General features: G+C 39.1%; 20 protein-coding genes. 6 read left to right on the forward strand and 14 right to left on the reverse strand.

Annotation, left to right across the window (positions count from 1 at the left end; genetic code table 11):
- Nucleotide 1 precedes the first annotated feature (1 nt).
- Nucleotides 2–1,414, reverse strand: a complete 1,413-nt coding sequence (locus B9J78_05090; GenBank protein MBA2124293.1) for a hypothetical protein — start codon at nt 1,412–1,414, stop codon at nt 2–4.
- Between the two features lie 126 nt (nt 1,415–1,540).
- A complete protein-coding gene (locus B9J78_05095) occupies nt 1,541–2,377 on the reverse strand; it encodes a 3-methyl-2-oxobutanoate hydroxymethyltransferase (GenBank protein MBA2124294.1) in 837 nt (278 codons plus the stop codon).
- A gap of 302 nt (nt 2,378–2,679) precedes the next feature.
- Here B9J78_05095 and B9J78_05100 point away from each other — a divergent pair, with 302 nt between their 5' ends.
- The gene (locus B9J78_05100; protein ID MBA2124295.1) at nt 2,680–3,348 is read left to right on the forward strand and encodes a phosphate transport system regulatory protein PhoU; all 669 of its coding nucleotides are present in this window, start codon (nt 2,680–2,682) and stop codon (nt 3,346–3,348) included.
- 42 nt (nt 3,349–3,390) lie between these two features.
- Here the strand turns inward: B9J78_05100 and B9J78_05105 are convergent, their stop codons facing one another.
- On the reverse strand, nt 3,391–3,873 hold the full coding sequence (locus tag B9J78_05105; GenBank protein MBA2124296.1) for a hypothetical protein: 483 nt from the start codon (nt 3,871–3,873) through the stop codon (nt 3,391–3,393).
- Nucleotides 3,874–3,946: 73 nt separating this feature from the next.
- On the opposite strand from B9J78_05105, the gene B9J78_05110 reads away from it, so the two are divergent.
- Nucleotides 3,947–5,575 carry an NAD+ synthase gene (locus tag B9J78_05110; protein MBA2124297.1) on the forward strand — a complete coding sequence of 543 codons (1,629 nt, stop codon included), beginning with the start codon at nt 3,947–3,949 and terminating at the stop codon, nt 5,573–5,575.
- A 64-nt stretch (nt 5,576–5,639) separates the two neighbouring features.
- Nucleotides 5,640–5,990, forward strand: a complete 351-nt coding sequence (locus B9J78_05115; GenBank protein ID MBA2124298.1) for a hypothetical protein — start codon at nt 5,640–5,642, stop codon at nt 5,988–5,990.
- Nucleotides 5,991–6,197: 207 nt separating this feature from the next.
- Here the strand turns inward: B9J78_05115 and B9J78_05120 are convergent, their stop codons facing one another.
- The gene (locus tag B9J78_05120; GenBank protein ID MBA2124299.1) at nt 6,198–6,431 is read right to left on the reverse strand and encodes a hypothetical protein; all 234 of its coding nucleotides are present in this window, start codon (nt 6,429–6,431) and stop codon (nt 6,198–6,200) included.
- 238 nt (nt 6,432–6,669) lie between these two features.
- On the opposite strand from B9J78_05120, the gene B9J78_05125 reads away from it, so the two are divergent.
- From B9J78_05125 to B9J78_05135, 3 genes are all read left to right on the forward strand, one after another.
- On the forward strand, nt 6,670–7,356 hold the full coding sequence (locus B9J78_05125) for a DNA-binding response regulator (GenBank protein ID MBA2124300.1): 687 nt from the start codon (nt 6,670–6,672) through the stop codon (nt 7,354–7,356).
- The gene (locus B9J78_05130) at nt 7,357–8,559 is read left to right on the forward strand and encodes a hypothetical protein (GenBank protein ID MBA2124301.1); all 1,203 of its coding nucleotides are present in this window, start codon (nt 7,357–7,359) and stop codon (nt 8,557–8,559) included.
- A gap of 90 nt (nt 8,560–8,649) precedes the next feature.
- Entirely contained in the window at nt 8,650–8,988 is a 339-nt protein-coding gene (locus B9J78_05135; protein ID MBA2124302.1) for a hypothetical protein, read from the forward strand.
- Here the strand turns inward: B9J78_05135 and B9J78_05140 are convergent.
- The 10 genes from B9J78_05140 to B9J78_05185 all read right to left on the reverse strand — a co-directional run bounded on the left by B9J78_05140 (nt 8,983) and on the right by B9J78_05185 (nt 17,271).
- Entirely contained in the window at nt 8,983–9,897 is a 915-nt protein-coding gene (locus B9J78_05140; protein MBA2124303.1) for a hypothetical protein, read from the reverse strand. The genes B9J78_05135 and B9J78_05140 overlap by 6 nt on opposite strands.
- Nucleotides 9,898–10,035: 138 nt before the next feature.
- Nucleotides 10,036–10,272 carry a hypothetical protein gene (locus tag B9J78_05145; protein MBA2124304.1) on the reverse strand — a complete coding sequence of 79 codons (237 nt, stop codon included), beginning with the start codon at nt 10,270–10,272 and terminating at the stop codon, nt 10,036–10,038.
- 114 nt (nt 10,273–10,386) lie between these two features.
- The gene (locus B9J78_05150; GenBank protein ID MBA2124305.1) at nt 10,387–11,232 is read right to left on the reverse strand and encodes a hypothetical protein; all 846 of its coding nucleotides are present in this window, start codon (nt 11,230–11,232) and stop codon (nt 10,387–10,389) included.
- An 11-nt stretch (nt 11,233–11,243) separates the two neighbouring features.
- A complete protein-coding gene (locus tag B9J78_05155; GenBank protein ID MBA2124306.1) occupies nt 11,244–11,894 on the reverse strand; it encodes a PHP domain-containing protein in 651 nt (216 codons plus the stop codon).
- A 278-nt stretch (nt 11,895–12,172) separates the two neighbouring features.
- Complete coding sequence (locus tag B9J78_05160; protein ID MBA2124307.1) at nt 12,173–12,571, reverse strand: hypothetical protein; 399 nt, start codon at nt 12,569–12,571, stop codon at nt 12,173–12,175.
- 70 nt (nt 12,572–12,641) lie between these two features.
- Entirely contained in the window at nt 12,642–12,944 is a 303-nt protein-coding gene (locus B9J78_05165; GenBank protein MBA2124308.1) for a hypothetical protein, read from the reverse strand.
- A 525-nt stretch (nt 12,945–13,469) separates the two neighbouring features.
- Nucleotides 13,470–14,468, reverse strand: a complete 999-nt coding sequence (locus B9J78_05170; GenBank protein ID MBA2124309.1) for a hypothetical protein — start codon at nt 14,466–14,468, stop codon at nt 13,470–13,472.
- Nucleotides 14,469–14,494: 26 nt separating this feature from the next.
- Nucleotides 14,495–15,328 (reverse strand): hypothetical protein, encoded by an 834-nt coding sequence (locus B9J78_05175; GenBank protein ID MBA2124310.1) that lies wholly within the window; start codon nt 15,326–15,328, stop codon nt 14,495–14,497.
- Complete coding sequence (locus tag B9J78_05180; protein MBA2124311.1) at nt 15,307–16,323, reverse strand: hypothetical protein; 1,017 nt, start codon at nt 16,321–16,323, stop codon at nt 15,307–15,309. The genes B9J78_05175 and B9J78_05180 overlap by 22 nt, the downstream gene beginning before the upstream one ends.
- Nucleotides 16,324–16,359: 36 nt before the next feature.
- Nucleotides 16,360–17,271 carry a hypothetical protein gene (locus B9J78_05185; GenBank protein MBA2124312.1) on the reverse strand — a complete coding sequence of 304 codons (912 nt, stop codon included), beginning with the start codon at nt 17,269–17,271 and terminating at the stop codon, nt 16,360–16,362.
- Nucleotides 17,272–17,303 lie beyond the last annotated feature (32 nt).

Raw genomic sequence — 17,303 nt, forward strand, 5'->3', positions numbered from 1 at the left:
TTTACATACTGGTATCCCCCAGGGCAATTTCTCTTCTATAAAAAAAATAAAACCCAGCCAGAAACAACGGAATAACCCTTAACATAATAATTGAAAAAAACTGCCTTAGCACATCAAAAAATGATATGAATATTCCGGTTGAAAGATAGCCAGAGGGGTTTGTTTTGTTTATATCGGGGATTAAAAGAAGTATCCCCTTGAAAAAATATCTTGAGATGTCCCCTAAAACATTTGCTCCTATGCCCACAGGTTTTTGTTCCTCAGTATGTGTGTGTGCAGGACATCCAGGGCATTGATGAGCTTCCATGAATGCAAGTTCTCTTACAAATCCTGTAGAAAGACTCAGACCATAAATGAATATACATACTGCAATTGCAGTCGGAAAAGAAAATATGCTTCCCGTAATTATACCGATTGTTGAAATAAATGCAATCCCTATAAGAAGAAGTAAAAGCCCCTTAAAAAAATTAAATGAAAAACCTCCAACAGGTGCCATCACCTCTACACCATCATGCACTGGAAAAAGCACAGTGATATTCAGAGGGTCAATGTTTGCATAAGAAAGATAAAGCGTATCATTGTCAAGCACCTCTCTTGGGATGTATATCTGGTGGAAGACATCTGCTGCATTAGAAACAGGAATTTCAACAAAATTTCCTTTTTCTCTTTTCCCCGCAGTCCACACACCTATTAACTGTTGTTTCTGTCCAGTTTCAGTCAACGGCCTTCCTGTGTGAAATTTATATCTTGCAACAATATCACCTTTTGGGCTTTTTATGCCTTTTATAATCCATTCTGTTTCATAATTCGGCGGAACTGCTCGGACACTTCTTTCAATAGCTCTTCTTAAATTGTGTCTTAATTTTTCTTCTGTAACACCGGGTGGAATCTCTGAGTATTTTTTACGCTGTTCTATTTCTCTTTCAACCAACTTTTCTATATCCATCGGTTGGGGCATAAATTTTTTTCTGGAAATAAGTATATCTGCTGCAGAATGCATAGCAGATGTTTCTTTTGCAGGAATTTTTTGTGCAATTTTTATAACAAAATACATAACACATCCCATACAGAATACAAGAAACATATTTAAAAACATTATTCCGAGCCATTTGCCGATGAGAATTTCATACCTTCGGACAGGCTTTATATCAACAGTCATTATCTGATGCGATGATATGTCTTTACACATTGTTGTGGTTGATAAAAAAATTGTAAGAACACTTAAAAGAAATCCTGCAAGCGAGATTGAATATACAAGGATAATCTGTATCCTTCCTTTTTGTGTTCCATCAGACTGAACAGCAAACGGAAATCCTATAACAACAAGGATAAGAAACAATATTATAATAAGAGATATTTTTAGCCTTATCCCTTGTTTAAGTGTGTTGTGTGCTATAGCAAAGATTCTATTCATATTACCCCCTTAGTTTTCACAAGACCCGCCCTTAACGAAAGCGAGGGATAAGTTTCACAGGGCCTGCCTCAAGACCTTTTTAATCAAACGGTGTTTCTTAGTTGCAAAAATATGTAAGAGGCTGCTTCATTTCAAATTCTTTACCACCTCATCAGCCACCGTAAAAGAATGTTCAGGAGAAGGGAATTTACCCTGCTCAACCTCCTGTTTAAAAACTTCTATTCCTTTCCGTATCTGTTCCGAAAGAACAACATATTTTTTTGCAAACTTTGGGACAAACCTTTCAAAAAGACCCAACATATCATGTGTTACAAGAACCTGTCCGTCACAACCGCTTCCTGCACCTATACCTATGGTCGGAAGAATAATCTTTTTTGTAACAAACTCTGCAACCCTGTCAGGCACACACTCCATAAGCACACAGAAGGCCCCTGCATTCTGTAAAGCAATAGCAGAGTCAACAAGAGCCTGTGCATCCTTACTATCCTTTCCCTGAACCTTAAATCCTCCAAGCTGTGTCGCGCTCTGGGGAGTAAGCCCGATATGCGCCATAACGGGTATACCTGTGTCGGTTATTGCCTTAAGAACAGGAACCACTGGCATTCCGCCTTCTATTTTTACAGCATCACAAAAACCCTCTTTTAAGAACCTTCCCGCATTCAAGATCGCATCCTGTATTGAGGTTTGATATGATAAAAATGGCATATCCCCAACAATAAATGTCCCTTGTGCCCCGCGTCGGACTGCCCTGCAATGAACAAGCATCTCATCCATAGTTATAGGAAGTGTATTCTGATGCCCATGCACAACCATAGCAGCAGAATCTCCAACAAGTATTATATCAATACCTGACTTTTCAATAAAAGATGCCATAGGATAATCATATGCAGTAAGCATTGTAATTTTTTTACCTTCTTTTTTCCTTTGCAACATCTCAGTAATTGTAATTTTTTTTATCTCCATATGCCTCCCTCTTTTAAGATAACAGGATTAGTAGATAGTAGATAGTAGATAGTAGATAGGGGCTTATTTCCTCCTACCCCCTACCTGCTACCTCCTACCTACTACCTTTTGATACCTTAACACCTCGATATTTCAACGCTTACAGTAGATTATACCATATTTAATCTTAAAATTTCATTTTTTTTAAAAGAGCCTTGAGCTATAACTTAATCTTTATTAAAAAATTTAAGTTGACATTTGTGTTATCCTTTGTTATACTAAAACAAATTTAACTTACATTAACACCAAAAATAGGAATGATTATGCAGAGACATTTTGATGAGGAATTAAACCTATTAAAAGAAAATCTTCTTCGTATGGCTGCACTTGCAGAGTCTCGTGTCCGTTCTTGTATAGATGCGCTGGTTTCAAGAGATGAGGAGATAGCAAAAAAGGTTATAGAATCGGATGAACAAATAAATAACATGCAGATGGAAGTAGATGAAACCTGTCTTAAACTTATTGCTCTTCATCAACCAACCGCTATTGATTTGAGATTTCTTACAATGACAATGAAAATAAGCGACGAACTTGAAAGAATAGGAGATCTGGCAGTAAATATCGCAGAGTGCTCGCAGAAACTTATTACAGAACCGTTGCTAAAACGACTTATTGATATACCAAGAATGGCAAGGCTTGCCGAAAATATGGTCAAGAGCAGCATTGATGCATTTGTAAGGTGGGACGCAGAACTTGCAAAAACAGTATGTGAAAATGATAACGAGGTAGATGGGCTTAAAGACCAGATACTCAGAGAACTTCTAACATATATGATGGAAGACCAAAAAACAATCACAAGGGCAATAGAATTGATACTTGTATCAAGACATCTTGAAAGAATCGCAGACCATGCCACAAACATTGCAGAAGATGTAATATATATGGTAAAAGGAGAAGATATCAGGCATCATGCAATGGAAAAAATCAAATAACCGGATACCCGTCCCTGCCTGACCTTAGGGGTTGCTCATAACCTACTTCTCTTCAAGAACCCGCCTTTTTAAGTTTTCTAACCTGGTCACAATGTCCCTGTCTTCTCCTTCGTCTTTATGCTTTTGAAAATATTCTTTTAACTCTGCTGCTATTATTTCATCTGGGATTAACTCAATGGTTTCATACAAATCTTTTTTTGTTATTTTTTGTATAGCAGCCGCTGCTTCTTGTTTTGTCATATGAAGATTTAAACCGAAGGACCCTTCTAATTTTGTCCCTTTTATTTTCTGGACAATCTGTTGAAGTCTATATTTAAACTTATTTTCCTGCATATCTAATATCTTTTCTTTATATTTTAGTTTTAATTTTTCAATATCTGCAACAGCAATAGTAGTTTTTGCCATATTTTTCACAATGGGAGGGGCAATAACCTCATAAAAAAAATTTAGGTCTTTACTATCTTCGCACAGGCAGGTGCAGACAGCAGAGAAAACAAACACCAATGGTAAAAGTTTTTTTGCCATATCTATTCCATCCCCTCGATTTTGTTCTATCAGACATCTTGAAATAAATCAAATTATATAAGATAATAAAAATATGTTAAAACTTGGGCTATGCAGTATAAATTCAACTGTGGGTGATATTCAGAACAATAAAGAAAAAATTATACAAAAAATAAAACAGGCGCAAGGCATGGGTATTGACATAATAATATTCCCTGAAATGTGCCTGTGCGGGTATCCTCCCGAGGACCTTCTTTTTAAAAAAACATTTATAGATGATAACAAAACAGCCCTTTACCAGATTATAGAGTCCTGTCAAAAAATCTGTGTTATGCTCGGTTTTGTTGATAAAAAAAAGAATTCACTTTTTAATTCAATGGCGGTGATAAAAGACAGCAGGCTTAAAGTCGTCTACAGCAAGATAATTCTTCCAAACTATGGTGTATTTGATGAGAAAAGATATTTTCAAAACGGAAATAAGGCTGAGGTATTTATAATCGGCGGAATAAAATTAGGGCTTACCATATGCGAAGATATGTGGGAGATAGAGAGTAATGCCTTAAAAGGGCTTTATAAACTAAAACCCGACATTCTTATAAATATATCTGCCTCTCCCTATCACATGCTTAAATGCCATGCACGAGAAAGTCTGCTGAAAAACATAGCAAGGACATATAACCTGCCGACAGTTTATGTAAATCTTGTAGGGGGGCAGGATGAACTTCTTTTTGACGGTGGGAATTTGGTATGCTCAAAAAACGGAGAAATTATATTCAGAGGTGAGCACTTTAAGGAAACAACTTCTACAATAGTACTGAAAAAAGAAAAAGAAAATCTTATCATAATTTCTGAACAGAAAAACGCAAAATATCTTAAAACCGAAGAAGAAGTATATAAGGCACTTGTGTTAGGGACGCGGGATTATATTTTAAAAAATAAATTTAAAAAGATTTTACTGGGGGTAAGCGGCGGAATTGACAGTGCGCTTACAGCAAAGATTGCAGGTGATGCAATAGGAAGTGAAAATGTAAATGCGCTTATTATGCCTTCAAGGTATTCATCAAAACAGACTATAAAAGATGCTCAAATTGTTTGTAAAAATCTTGGGATAAACTATCATATTATTTCAATAGAAAAAATTTTCAGTACATTCTTAAAAATGCTACACTTTTTTTTCAAAGAAACACAGTCCGGGATTGCAGAAGAAAACCTCCAGGCAAGAATTCGTGGGGACATTCTTATGGCATTTTCAAATAAGTTTGGATGGCTTGTGCTTTCAACAGGCAACAAGAGTGAATTGAGTATGGGGTATTGCACACTTTACGGAGATATGGCAGGCGGATTTGCAGTAATAAAAGATGTTCCAAAAACACTGGTTTATAAAATTGTAAGATACTTAAATGAAAAAGACAAGAAAAAGATTATTCCGGAAGGCATAATAAAAAGGGCTCCTTCCGCAGAGTTAAAAGAAAATCAGAAAGATGAAGATACACTGCCGCCATATAAAGTTCTTGATGCCATACTTAAACTATATATAGAAGATGAAATGTCTTTTGAAGAAATAGTTAAAAAGGGATATCCAGCAGATGTTGTTCGTCCTGTTTTACATACAGTTGACCATAACGAATACAAAAGAAGACAGGGAGCACCCGGTATAAAGATTACACCAAAAGCGTTCGGTAAAGACAGAAGATTCCCGATAGTGAACAGGTATAGGGATTAGGTAAGACATAGTTCCTGTTGAAAGTAAAAAAGAGAAATAGGGTGGATGCTTATTCCATCGGGTTATAAAATACAGGCTCAATAATCTTGAATTCGGAACAATTGACGGGATACCGAGACTTATAGATATAGGGCAGTGCAACAACGCATATTCTGCAATTCAGGTTGCACTTGAACTTGCAAAGGCGTTCAACTGCACTGTAAACGAACTACCGCTTTCCCTTATACTTTCCTGGTATGAACAAAAAGCGGTGGCAATACTTTTAAGTCTACTTTATCTTGGCGTAAAAGGTATAAGGCTGGGCCCTACTCCTCCTGCATTCATAACACCGAATGTATTCAAAATAATACAGGAAAAGTTTGACCTAAAACTTATAACAAAACCTGAAAAAGACTTAAAAGAGATATTTGGGTGATACGGGACACAGCAAGTAGGGGATTTAAATACATGAGGGGTCTGGGAGTTTTCTATATCCTACGACCCATCGTTCTGATCCTGAACAAAGTGAAGGGGAAGAATCTCTGGCTAATAGGAATAAACAAGGGCCTACCCCCTTAGACTCAGTCGGGGTAGGGCCAGGCAGGGATGTTTTTTTCGGTCCCTATAAGCTTCAAAGGCATACTTAAAAATATCTTTTAGGTCTTTTTGCCGATTTATGAATCTGGACCTTTATTTTTTTAGGTTCGCAAAATTCTTTTCTGTGGGTTTTGAGCCAATCTTTGCCATGCCTTTGTATCCATTCAATGGCAGCCTTTTCCATCCCTACATCAGAACCTGTCTTTTCACTTTCAATCCATTTGTGCTTTGTAATCTCTTCAAGTGCCTCTGGGTCGGCAAGAAAATTATACGGGGACATAGACACCTCCTTCTTTTACTCTTGTAGATAAGTATAATCAAGGATGGTGTCAAAATAATGGAGGATTTGTGAAATGTTTGTGAATTCGGGCACCCTTCGGGCACCCTTTGGGTGTGTTGTTTTTCTTGTTTTGAAATTTCCCTTTCCCATCGTCCTTGTTGAGGGCTTGCCCTTAACTTGTCCGGGGGCTCGGTAGGTCGGGTATTGAAAAAAACTTTATTTATGTTAATATGATACTATGAGCAGGTTGAACATACTTATTATTGAAGATGACCCACACATATCAAAACTTGTAAAATATAATCTTGAAAGGGAACATTATGATTGCACGGTTGTCTCAAACGGAGAAAAGGCGATTGAAATATTAAAAAATAGGGCAGCCAATTTAGTAATACTTGATATAATGCTTCCGGGTATGGATGGTTTTGAATTCTGCCGCATTATAAAACAGCACAGTAGCCTTAAAAGCGTACCTATCATTATGCTTACAGCAAAGGGTCAAGAGGTTGACAGGGTTGTAGGGCTTGAACTTGGAGCGGATGACTATATTGTAAAGCCATTCAGCATAAGAGAACTTGTACTCAGGATAAAAGCGGTCCTAAAAAGAAAAGAGGAAAAAAAGCCGGAAGAAACCATAAACATAGGCGATATAACAATTGATATACCAAAACATAAGATTACGGTAAAAAACAAGGATGTTCCTTTTACCGCGATGGAATTCAAACTGCTGCTTCTTCTTATCGAAAGAGCAGGAAGGGTGCAATCCCGGGAAGATTTACTTTCGGATGTATGGGGCATTGAAAGTGAGATTTTCACAAGAACGGTGGATACGCACATAAAAAGAATAAGACAGAAATTGGGAAAACAAAAAGATATGATAGAAACCGTAAGAGGCGTCGGATACCGGTTTAAGGAGATGGAATAAATGTTTTTTCTGATTCTAATACTTTTACTTTTAGCGGTTTCAATCTACCTGCAGATGAAAATACATAACCAGTCTTCTGTTATAAGAAAAATATCTCTTGATAAAGAAGATCTTAAAGACGAACTGAAACTGGAAAATCAAAAAGACAGGTTTGGTATGGCGGAACTTGAGGCGATTCTGTCAAGTATGCTTGAAGGGGTTCTCGTCGTAAATAAGAAAGGCGCCATAAGACTTATGAACCCGTCTTTTAAAAAAACATTTTTTATAGACATTCCCTTTGAGGGAAAGATGCCCCTGGAGGTGGTAAGAAACAATATTATCCAGGATGTTGTAGATAAAACTCTTAAAGGGGAGATTATAAGCGAAGAGATCTCACTTCCTACATTTGAGGAAAAGACCCTTAAGATAAACAGTGCCCCTGTCCAAAGAAATGCAAGTGTAGAAGGTGCTGTTTTAGTATTCCATGATATAACACAGATAAGAAAACTTGAAAAGGTAAGACAGGATTTTGTAGCAAATGTATCACATGAATTAAGAACGCCTGTTTCCAGTATCCATGGCTATGCGGAAACACTTCTTAAGAGCGGTATAGATGATAAAAAACATAACAGAGAATTCGTAAGTATTATATATAAAGCCAGTGAAAGACTTTGCAGGCTTATCAATGACCTTTTGGACCTTTCCAAATTAGAATCAAGCAGAATGAAGCTCGTTTTTCAGGATATTGACATATCAACAACGATAAAAAAGGTTGTGTCTATTATAGAAACACAAGTGAAGTCAAAACAGATTCAATTAATATTAAACATTCCCAAAAATATTCCGATGATTAAAGCAGACGACTCAAAATTATCACAAGTTTTCCTTAATCTTCTTGATAACGCTATAAGATATACACCCGGCGGTGGGAATATTACAATATCTGCATTTTCAAAAGATGGCACCATCCAGATTGATGTGTCAGACACAGGTATCGGAATACCGGAAAAAGACATACAAAGAATGTTTGAAAGATTTTACCGTGTGGATAGGGCAAGGTCAATTGAAACAGGAGGCACAGGGCTTGGACTTTCAATAGTAAAACATATTGTTCAGGCACATAATGGAGATATCTGGGTAAGATCGGAAATGGGAAAAGGTTCAACATTTAGTTTTACAATTCCGGTTGCCAACCCACCTACCCGCCCCCCAAGTCAGGGCTGAGGCAGACAGATAAATTTTACAATTTTTTCACCTTTCCTCCACATTGTTTTCACAAACCCGCAGATAATATGTAATTCAGCGGAGGGTGTTATGGAAAAAAGAACAATTGTTAAGATAAGACAGAAAAAAGAATATCCGGAGGCAAAAAACCATGTTGTTATCGGTGAAATCCTTGAAGAAACCGAACATTATCTGAGACTAAGATGCAAGGTATTTCACTATAGAACAAGTAACTATAAGACTGCAAAAAGTGTTGATGTGGGAAAGATTAAAATAAGATGGATACCATGGAATATTATTACGGTTGTTACGGAATTACCGTCAGATTTTAACTGGGAAAGCGCGAAATTTAAAGTGGACGGCAACGGGAAACTCATATTGGAGGGGCAGTATTCACAAGAAGAACTAGCAGGGGTTGCAGATTCATAACCGTTCTACAATTTCTATGTGTTCGTTGGGTTTGTATTTTATGATGCTCTCTGATGGATAAAAACCTTTTGGAAGAAGTGCAAGCGGGTACACAACTGTATTTTTACCTATAAATGTTCCAGGTGATGTTACACAACTGCATCCCACTTGTGAAAAATCACCTAATACAACGCCTATTTTTCTTCTTCCAAGATCATACTTTTCACCTTCATATTCTATAATTACATTCTTTTTTTGTCCGGTTGAGGAAAATATACCAAAGTTTGCACTTGTGGCCTGGTTTCCAAAATGCGATTTATATCCACAAATACTATCACCTAAATATGAAATATGAGGAAATTTGGCGCCATCCATCAAGATACTGTTTTTTATCTCTCCTCCTACTATAACATCATTTCCAATAATAACAGGTCCTCTTATATATGCATTGCCTCTGATCTGACATCTGTCTCCTATAATTACAGGTCCTTTTATGGTTGAACAGGGCTCAACTGTCGTATCTTTGCCTATAAATAAACCACCTTCAGAAACAAAAAGATTTGTACCAAAAACAACAGACCCTTTTGATACAAAAATAGGATCTGGTTCTGCAAAATCATTTACAGGAAAAGAAAATACTGAGAGAGGCTTAAATACCACATCTCCATCAGATATGACCTTAAGTTTGCCAGAGATTGGAGAAGTAAGCAGGAGGGGCCTTTCTACATAATTTTTTCTATCTTTTGTTCTGTTCTGTAACCATTTTAGTATATAATCTCCTATAACATCAAGAACAGAAACAACAGAACCTGCTTTTTTAAATATATCTTTATGAACAAAAGGATGAGCCTTAAAATCAAAATAAGTTTCTGCCCGAAAAGGTATTGGCACATCTTTTTTAGGCAAATCTTTTATTTTTATTATTGACATAAGATACTTAAGTTCCCGACGGCACAACCCCAATCCCACACACCAGAGCACCAGGGCACCCGCGCACCAGAGCACCGGAATGCCAGTTACCTGTCACCCGTTATTAGGGTTTTGTAAGGGTCTCAATTTGCACTTTGCCTATTTTCTCTTCGTTATTTTTGATGGCTTTCCACTAGAGCAAGATGTTGCTTTTTTAACAGTCGGGGCAGTTTTTTTACAACATTTTTCAAGATAGGCATCACCATGTTTTTCAATCCAATCTTTGGCAGCTTTTTCAAATCCAATATCATAGCCTGCCTTTTCACTTTCAACCCACTTGAACTTGTTAATTTCTTCTACTGCCTTTGGGTCTTTTAAAAAATCATATTCTACCATATACACCTCCTATTTTCTTTCGTAGACCGTATTTCGTATATCGTATTCCGTAAAAAACGGGCAACTATATACGGAATACGGTATACAAACAACGGCTTTCACAAACGACGGCTCTTACCCGCCACCTTGTTTTTTTAGTTTCTCTATCCTTACACTCTTTAACATTTCTCTTGCGGTTTGTATATCTTTTCTTTCTGTTATATCTACAATTATATCACACCCTTTTATTATATAAAATGGAAATTTTTTGTCAACAAGATACTGCACAGCAGAAGGAAGTTCATATTCGTTTCTTTTTAGGTCATAACCTATAGACCTGCAGGCTTTAAATATATCTGGTGTGAACTTAAAAAGATTCATATTTAGATATATACTTCCCTCTGTACTATATTTTTTAGGGTCTTCAGGTTTTTCAACTATTCTTATAAGACTTGAATGTTCATTATATTGTATAATACCAAATCCTTTAAATCTTTCTTTTCTTATATTGCTGTTTTTTAATAAAAAACTTTTTTTATATGCTGCAACATAACAGACTTTTGGTTTTGTTGAACACAATTTTTTCAATGTTCCCACACCATACACATTATCATAGTTAGAAAGAATAAACTCGTCTTTACCTGCAAACTCTTCTGCACAAAGAACCGCATCGGCTGTTCCCTTTTGATGTTTCTGAATAGCAAAAGATATTTTTATGTCCGGGTGTGCCTTTTTTAGGTTTTTTAAGTGTCCTTGTATTTTATCTTCTACAGGTCTTATCACAAAACAGAACTCTTTTATTCCTGCCTGCAAAAATTGGTCTATAACATAATCAATAAAGGGGGTTTGTGATATTTTAATCAACCCTTTTGCACCTTCATCGGCAAAAGATTCTGTTTCCTTATCAAGAACAACAGCAGGGTCTTTTTTTTGCATCCTTGTCCCAAGCCCTGCGGCAAGTATAACTGCTTTTTTTATCATATTAGGGCGTATCACTTGAAAAACTTTTTCACAAACTCAATGGTATCAGAACAGATTTTTTTCCAGTCTTCCAGTTCTAATCCTGCGCCGATTGCAATTTTTTTTACCTCTTCATCTGTTCTTAAATCATCCGGTTTATGAGAGTCTGTATTAAGAACAAGTTTTGCACCGGCTTTTTTTGCAATCTTTACGATATGGCCGTTTGAAAGGCAATGCCCTTTCCTGCAGGATATTTCAAGTCTTATGCCTTTTTTTGCAGCAATCCTTGCTTCTTCCAATGTAATAAGACCCGGATGTGTAAGAATATCTATATCAAGGCCAAGAGCAGTTTTATTCGTTCCAGCCTGAACAGGTTCTACAAGTGTCTCACCGTGGACAAGAACTATTTTTGCTCCTAAAATTCTTGCCTGTTCTACAATTTCTCTTGTATCATCAGGTCTTACATGCGTAATCTCAACACCGGGTATAACCCTTATCATACCTTTTTTGTCAAGTGTGGCGCACGCATTGATAAGTCCGGGCAGTACATTTTCAAGGTTAGATGCATCTATGTGGTCAGTTATGGCAATCACTTTATAGCCCTTGACATATGCCCTTCTTACAAGTTCTGATGGCAAAAGAACCCCGTCGCTTAATAATGAATGTGTATGCAGGTCTATCATATTAAATTATTAAATAGGGTCTGCTGAAAAACTATTTTTTATCAATATTTTGAAACAGACGCCCTCTCACATTTACTATTTTGTTGCTCACCCTGTTTGACTTTATTAAATTCTTGCGATTGTTGTGGATAAGTTCATCGCCACCAGCCCCAATCGGATGTTTAACTCCTCGTTTTTGTAAAGTTTACCGCTCTAACCCGTAGTGAACTTTTGAAACACCAATCCTGGCCTTCAATCTGACGCAAAAGTTTTCCGTCCCAACGGCACAAACGCTGCTTTTATTTCTTCATCTGCCACATCTCTCGGTTGGTTTTACTACCGTAAATTTTATCGGTGATGACTACCTCCGGCTTTTTCCCAAGCCGTTCCTCATAGAGGGAAATACTCTCGTTTAGTACAGCGCTTTTGTGATATGCTTCCGTTAAAAATTTATCTAATAATAAATATCTGTCAACATGACTTACACTTATTTTCGGACCAAATTCTACTTTCTTGTCCGCTTTTTCTCTTACAATCGGTCTGATGTTCGGCTTGTGAAAACTTACTATTCGGTCTTTAACACTATGGGTTTTATCTTTCAACATCTCTAACTGTTGTTTGCAAATCTTACGGGCAACCTTGACCTTTTCCTTCGTTACAATGCTTACTCTGGTTGGTAATTCTTTTGCCTGTCTCATTAGTTCTTCTAACTGCCTGATATTTCGCCTTGTCCATTGTAATAATTGCTTCTTGACTTGCCGTACTTTTTTAATCGTGTGCTGCCTCTTCTTTGTAAAGCCTGAATAACATTTTTTTTGCTTTCCAACAGTAAGTCCTGATTTTCTTTTTGAGCCCTTCAGTTTTTCTTACTCTTTTTATCGTTTCTACCACCCACTGCCTAGCGCTTTCTATAACCCATATATTTGTCAGATATTTGATGTTTGCCGGATACACCGTAGCATCCACCATCTGCTGGCTTGTCTTGATTATCTTTTTGTCTTTCAGTACTGAAAGTATCTTATTTTTAAACTTCTTGAAATATTTTGTCCCAAGCCGTTTGACGGGCTCCACGCCTGTCCGCCTCCATACGCCAGCTTAGTCTCGGTGCGGGCGTTTCCATACCCATCGGGTTGTCAAGATGCTCGCAACGCAAGTTAGCAATTGCTGTCATGCACACACCTCCTAACAATTCGCTTCACCTGATAATTCGCGAACAATTGATTAGTTTGCATTTTTGCAAACCAATGGGCCTTTTCAAGAACTCCTTGTGCTTGATTTTCCGTGCTTTAAAGCCAATCAACCCGGTTTTTTTGCTCTCTCCCTCCAGTACATTAGCATAACAGATCAACACTGTCAAACTTTTTTGAAGCATACAAAGCATAGAACATTTGCCCACTTAAGTCTTTGTTATATTATGCTTTACCGAAAGCCGTTTTTGAGCTAAGATGCAGGCATGCGACTGGAAGATGCTGGATTATTTAAGGATGGTAAGGGAAAGGATGGTCTCAGCTTTAAGTTCTCCTTAAAACTGATAATAACCGGCAAGAATTTAAGGCTCTTTATGGGAAGAAACGTTACAAATAATCAATAGCTTTTTCAGGGTATATCCACTCCCTTTCCCTGTTTAGAGGAACTATATAACGCATCCAGCATCTTAAGCAGTTCTAATCCCTCTTCTATTGGAGAAATACATTTTACCCCTTTTAAAATGCAGTCGGCAAAATGCTGAAATTGGGAAACGTGTTTATACCCGGCAAGATCCGGTGTTATATCTTCTACTTTACCGTCTCTTCCTTCACTTACTGAAAAGGGCCAGATGGTTGCCCCGGCTTTAGTCCCCAGATATCTCAAACCGAATGTTCCTTTTTGGGTCATGCATGCCCAGGCGTTTTCTAAAACAGCGGTTGAGCCATTGGAAAAGCGGATCATGCCTGCGGCGAAATCATCGACATCAAAATCTTTAGATAATGATGGGCCGAATTTAGCACAGGTCATTCCAAGGGCGTGGACGGGCTTAGGATGTCCCATAAGGTGCCATTGTAGATCCAGGAAGTGCACGCCGTTATCAATCATACTGCCTCCGCCGGAATTTTTCCGGCAAATAAAGGAGGGCTTGTTAGGTATCCCTCCCAAAGGACGCAGGTATGTTGTATAGCTGTAATAGATATCTCCGAATTCACCTTTCCGGAACTTGTCTACAATAAATGCTGTTTCAGGTAAAAAACGAAATTTCATAGCCAGCATAACCAGTTTATCGCTTTTCCCAGCCGCCTCTGCTATCCTTTTGCCGTCCTCCAGATTATGTGCCAGAGGTTTCTCACAAAGAACGTGTTTGCCGGCCTCAAGCGCTTTTATGACAGCTGGAGCGTGTAGAAAATTCGGAAGGCAGACACTTACTGAATCAATATCAGGATCCTGGCAAAGTTCCTGATAATTAGAATAGAGTTTTTTGATTCCCTTGTCTTTTGCCATTCTCAGCAGATCCGGCGAGATGTCCGCTACTGCTGTAACCTCTATTTCCGGGACCTTTTCGAATTCTTCGGCATGCCACTGTCCGACGCTAAATCCAATAATCCCATGTCTTATCTTTTTCATAGAACTCTCCCAAGGTGTGCTTTTTTTTAAAATTGGTCAATAAATCGCTTGGCCTCGGTGATATCTTCCACTGGATTCTCACCGACTTCCCGTTCAATTACATAGAAACCATTGAACCCAATCTCATCCAGCGCTTTAATGTACTTGGGAAAATCAACCTCTCCTTTACCCAGGGGCTGTTCTTTGCGGCCTTTTTCGTCAGGTGTTTTTCTTCCGTCTTTGGCATGGGTATGAATAATATAATCTTTCAGTTCATATACACCACCAATGTAATCAAACCCGTTCATGGCCAGATTGGCCGGATCATAGTTAACCTTGATTGTCGGAATCTTGATGGTATCAAGGAATTTTTTCATTATCAAGGCCGGTTCCGGGCCTGTCTCAGTAGCCAGGGATACTTTAATCTTCTCTCCATACCAGCCTATATCTTCAAGGCACTTCCTCATGACAACAACCGCTTTGTCGTTAAAATCTTCCGGGATGAACCCGATGTGCGTCTGCACAATGGAAACTCCCAGCATCTTTGTGTTTTCCATTATTCGCTTGGTCTTTTCCACGCGTTTCTTTGCTTCTGCTTCGTCTTCCAGGGCAAATCCGCCGATATCTCCGCAAACAGAGGAAATGACCAGGTTATGGTCTTTGAACATCCGGCAGATTTCAACGGCTTTCTTGTTTGAGATATCCTCCACATCAATTTCATCGCCCAGGCTTGACAATTGCATCCCCGCAAGTCCTATCTCCTGCGCTTTTGCCAGTGCACTCCTGAAGTCAAGTTTGAATGACGATAAAAACGCACCCACTTTTAATCTTCCCATATCTTCTTTCTCCTTTTTCTTTGTTAACCGCTTCTCCTTTTCCATCCCTGGTCAAGCATAGTCAAATAGTTTGCAACAGGCACATAATCGGCAATACTGTTTCCGGAACCGAGAGCGTATCCTCCAGTCCCGCCGACTTCGTCTATCAAAAAATCAACGTAATTTCTTATTTCTTCCTGACTGCCCCGGCAAAGCCTATCAATATCGAAACCGCCCAGAATCGCAATCCTGTCACCATACAGTTTCTTTGCCTCGGCAACAGGAAGAATAATACCTTCATACGAATGTTTCGCGTCTATTCCAACGTCCTCGATCAAGTCATCCATTATCGCTGAAAGCTGTCCGCAGGAATGAAGGATACACGGCTTTTTGTTTTTATGGATGATCTTGACCAATCTCTTATGCCATGGCAAAACAAATTCTTTTAAGTCATCAGGAGAGATCAATGTCTGAGTCTTAAATCCCATATCATCACTGATGACCACCGCGCCCACTTCTTTGATGCAAGCCATACCGGCATACATCGTTTCATACAATAATCCGATGCGTTCAAAGATGTCGGATACCAGTTTGCGGTCATCGGACAGAAACAGGCATAGACCTTGGTAACCGCAAAGCGCCTGAGCCATCTCAAAGATACCCCCTGTTTGCCCGATGATCTTCATCCCCGCCGGCAGAATAGGTGACACAGCTTCGAATTCGGAAAATGTAATTTCAGACTCGTTCGGCCAGGGATATTTTCGAAAACCTTCCCTGTCTTTAATAGGATAACCCGGCCTGGTATCTTTGAGATCTCCTGTCTCCATCGGAAGACCGGGCCAAACCGGCAAGTAATCATACCCGGCCCTATAATAGAATTCTACGGTGGAAGCGCTATCCGGGAGTTTTTTACCAAGGCTGGTCTCCATAACCGGGAGATTCACGAAAAATTCGTAAAAAGGAACATGTTTGGGTTTTCCATCCCGCCACAATACCTTTAGGAGTTGCGAGAAATCAGAATGCGGTCTGATCGCGGTATCCCCTAACGTCCTTAACTTCATTTTTTTACCCTTCGTTTCATTGTTTAGCCTGGCGAATTACAACCCAAAGAATTCCCGGTAACCTTCGCCAATAGCCCGGTAATTTGCGACCGGGACACTTTCTGTAATGGCATTGTTGCAACAGAGGATATGCCCGCCGTTACCCAGACCCTTTCGCAAACAATCTTTGGTATGTTCTTTTACCTGCGCCGGTGTGCCAAAAGATAATAGATTAGCACAGTCAAGATTTCCAAAAAAGGTTATTTTCGAGCCGAATTTCCTCTTGAGTTCCGGCAGTTCCATCCCGGCCCTGAGGTCGATCTCAATGTACCCGTCTACTTCACAGCCCAAAAGGAAATCGTCAATGACCGGCCAGAGGTTGCCGTCGCTTGCGTTTACCGCTGTTTTTCCCGCCGCATGGATCCTCTGGGAGAGTTTACGGACTTCGGGCACGATAAATTTCTGATATAACAGCGGAGAGATCAACGGCCCCCGGTTGCCGGCAAAATCACCTCCCACTCCGATCATTTCAATACCAAGCTCAACATATCTTTCAACAAGAGCAAGTGCCGTCTTAGTGGCAAGGGCAAAATGCCGGAATACAATCTCCGGCGCCAGCACCATAGCCTGCATCAGCACTGTATCTGTCCAAACACCATGCGCATAAGCAGGTGCCAGAATAGGGAGGTCAAGCCCTGCTTTCTCCATTTCCTGGCGGACCAGTTTGTAGATCAAATACCTCTCACCTGGAATAGGCGTAAAGTCCTTTTCCGCATGTCCCGGACAGTCTATGTGGGCATAATGCCGGGCTTCCGTTTCATACTCTACATGGGATATGGCTATGGTTAAGCCTCGCTCCTTCTCCTCGGGGGCATTGTCTATCTCACTCAAGCTCTTGGCTTCGGTTTTCCCATCCCGGGCTAATATCTGGGTAATTGCCGCTGTTAAGGTCGTTTTCCCATGGTCCACATGCCCTATCGTGCCTATGTTTACATGGGGCT

This window comes from bacterium Unc6 (assembly GCA_013626165.1).
Lineage (GTDB): Bacteria > Omnitrophota > Gorgyraeia > Velesiimonadales > Velesiimonadaceae > Velesiimonas > Velesiimonas alkalicola.

Coding starts and splice junctions, on each gene's coding strand:
- B9J78_05090 (MBA2124293.1), bottom strand. CDS start 1,414: ATGAATAGAATCTTTGCTATAGCACACAACACACTTAAACAAGGGATA.
- B9J78_05095 (MBA2124294.1), bottom strand. CDS start 2,377: ATGGAGATAAAAAAAATTACAATTACTGAGATGTTGCAAAGGAAAAAA.
- B9J78_05100 (MBA2124295.1), top strand. CDS start 2,680: ATGCAGAGACATTTTGATGAGGAATTAAACCTATTAAAAGAAAATCTT.
- B9J78_05105 (MBA2124296.1), bottom strand. CDS start 3,873: ATGGCAAAAAAACTTTTACCATTGGTGTTTGTTTTCTCTGCTGTCTGC.
- B9J78_05110 (MBA2124297.1), top strand. CDS start 3,947: ATGTTAAAACTTGGGCTATGCAGTATAAATTCAACTGTGGGTGATATT.
- B9J78_05120 (MBA2124299.1), bottom strand. CDS start 6,431: ATGTCCCCGTATAATTTTCTTGCCGACCCAGAGGCACTTGAAGAGATT.
- B9J78_05125 (MBA2124300.1), top strand. CDS start 6,670: ATGAGCAGGTTGAACATACTTATTATTGAAGATGACCCACACATATCA.
- B9J78_05130 (MBA2124301.1), top strand. CDS start 7,357: ATGTTTTTTCTGATTCTAATACTTTTACTTTTAGCGGTTTCAATCTAC.
- B9J78_05135 (MBA2124302.1), top strand. CDS start 8,650: ATGGAAAAAAGAACAATTGTTAAGATAAGACAGAAAAAAGAATATCCG.
- B9J78_05140 (MBA2124303.1), bottom strand. CDS start 9,897: ATGTCAATAATAAAAATAAAAGATTTGCCTAAAAAAGATGTGCCAATA.
- B9J78_05145 (MBA2124304.1), bottom strand. CDS start 10,272: ATGGTAGAATATGATTTTTTAAAAGACCCAAAGGCAGTAGAAGAAATT.
- B9J78_05150 (MBA2124305.1), bottom strand. CDS start 11,232: ATGATAAAAAAAGCAGTTATACTTGCCGCAGGGCTTGGGACAAGGATG.
- B9J78_05155 (MBA2124306.1), bottom strand. CDS start 11,894: ATGATAGACCTGCATACACATTCATTATTAAGCGACGGGGTTCTTTTG.
- B9J78_05160 (MBA2124307.1), bottom strand. CDS start 12,571: ATGAGACAGGCAAAAGAATTACCAACCAGAGTAAGCATTGTAACGAAG.
- B9J78_05170 (MBA2124309.1), bottom strand. CDS start 14,468: ATGAAAAAGATAAGACATGGGATTATTGGATTTAGCGTCGGACAGTGG.
- B9J78_05175 (MBA2124310.1), bottom strand. CDS start 15,328: ATGGAAAAGGAGAAGCGGTTAACAAAGAAAAAGGAGAAAGAAGATATG.
- B9J78_05180 (MBA2124311.1), bottom strand. CDS start 16,323: ATGAAGTTAAGGACGTTAGGGGATACCGCGATCAGACCGCATTCTGAT.